Origin of the sequence: Okeania sp. SIO2B9 (genome assembly GCF_010672505.1) — a bacterium.
GTDB classification, from domain to species: Bacteria; Cyanobacteriota; Cyanobacteriia; order Cyanobacteriales; family Microcoleaceae; genus Okeania; species Okeania hirsuta.
The window spans coordinates 1-1908 of sequence record NZ_JAAHGK010001389.1; the positions used below are offsets into that span (position 1 = coordinate 1).

A 1908-nucleotide genomic window follows, 5' to 3' on the forward strand; every position below is an offset into this window, starting at 1 on the left:
CCAAAATATTACTTCTAAAAATTTTCATCTCAGGACTTAGGAGATTTTTAGAAGTAATATTTTGGTACACAGTTTTACTCAGCTATAAGCTGTAAATCTTGATAACAAAATATTAATTAAAGTTTTTGGTTATTGCCAAGGTCGGTATAGCCGTTCAAAAGGTAGGGATATCTACACTTTGGTATAATACCTCAGAACTTTAGAACTTTATTCTCATTAGTTAAGCGGACATAATATATAGCGTTTCTCAAATTAGTGAGATACGGTTATCTTTTTATCTTTTTATTCCCTGTTCCCTCAAACCTAAAATTTTGTACCTCACCAGTATAGGAATTGCTATAAAACTTAAAATTAATACTTAATTTAAAGTTCTACTTCACACTTATAATCATTTTTTTTTCCATAATTTTCCATAACTCTGCTTGTACCTTTTCAACTACTTCTTGCTACTCCCTTGACTGAGATTGACGGAATAATTTCATTGTGGGATACCAAGAGATATTTTCTACTTCTTGTAACCAACGCCAATCAGCATTCGTACATACCAAAATAATCTGCTGACATTACTGTTCTAAAATTATAGTAATCAGGAAGCAGACATTCCTCTATGTTTCTACTCCCTGCTCCCTTTTTATTCAAATTTATAGCAATGAGCGCTGGTATATTTACAAATTGCAGGAGGGGTTAAATAGCTAAAAGTTTTATATTATTCCTTCGGAATGCTGCGCAAACGGCAATTTATTCCCCCTGTTGCCTGTTGCCTCTCTTGGTGCGCATTCCCTCTCTTGGTCAGCATTCCGCAAGCGAGCTGGCGTCGTCGCGGGGATTGGTAACTTGTGCCTCCTGAAAGATAACTTAATATCCGAAGTTTCGGTAAATATTTGGTTTGATGGGTTCAGCCTAACCTTTAGAATCTATCTTTGTCAGCAGGGGAACGATCGTTGAATTCGTCAAACCTAGTTTTGTCGAGGAAACACTTGAGGAAATTGAAATAATGAGTTGTGGAGACTTTTAAAGTATGTTTAGTCGATGCTTTAGGAGATTGCTTGCGATTGCCATTTCTTTAGTATTGTGTCTGACACTGGATATTACATCTGCATCTGCAAAAACCCTGTCATTTAAAACAGAAGGGAATATGAAGCGAGACGGCCTCCTAACAGGTCAACTTATATTCAGTGATACAGCTTTACAGGAAGCATTGCGTGAGATGTCGGATCAGCAAGGGTTAGGAGAGCCTATTCCCTTGAGTAGGATTGAAGGAGCTAAGTTCACATTTAAGTATGTTTCTCCCTATTCTGGAGCTGAACATACTGAGGAAACACTGTGCGATAAGAAAGTTTACGATATCAGTGAATTTCAAGATATACCTTTGACTGGGGGAGGTGAACCAACGCTAGCGCTGTCTGGAGGTCAGCCAGAATTTGTTGATTTTAGTTCGTGCATTGAAAAGTTGAGTAGTGTTTCATCTAAGATTTCGTCAGTTGATTCCAGAGTTTTTTCTAGCACAGTAGATTCTCTATTTGGTAAGCTGAATGTATATGATAAAGATGAGATGGGTTATGTACTCTATAAAAGGGTTCGACCGATAAAGTTTGTGTTGAAACCTTAGAACCTGTTTGTATTTTTTATGTAATAATTATGGGGTTTCTGATGAGAACTATTGCAGGAACATGGATAGTGCCACTCACAGTAAGTTTATGGTTATTTTTCACTTCACACGTTCAAGCCATCAATGCTCAAGTTATTAATGCTCAAGTCTTTCATCACTTCTTCTCAAATGACTTAAATTCAGAGGTAGTTATTTCTCGCCTATCTGAAGAAAATTTGTCTCAATTAAAAGAGTCATTTATAGAAGATCGGTTTGATTTTGTTAATACTCTAAGAAGCGATTGTTTGGAATCATCCGAA

2 protein-coding genes are annotated in these 1908 nt (G+C 36.5%); both read left to right on the top strand.

Annotated features, from left to right (window positions below):
• The first annotated feature begins 1135 nt into the window (after positions 1–1135).
• The gene (locus F6K13_RS31040; RefSeq protein ID WP_124143852.1) at positions 1136–1609 is read left to right on the top strand and encodes a hypothetical protein; all 474 of its coding nucleotides are present in this window, start codon (positions 1136–1138) and stop codon (positions 1607–1609) included.
• A gap of 29 nt (positions 1610–1638) precedes the next feature.
• A partial coding sequence (locus F6K13_RS31045; protein ID WP_287289563.1) for a hypothetical protein occupies positions 1639–1908 on the top strand: 270 nt, incomplete at its 3' end.

What these genes read in the sequence shown, in the direction of transcription:
- F6K13_RS31040 (WP_124143852.1), top strand. Translation starts at nt 1,136, where the DNA reads ATGAAGCGAGACGGCCTCCTAACAGGTCAACTTATATTCAGTGATACA.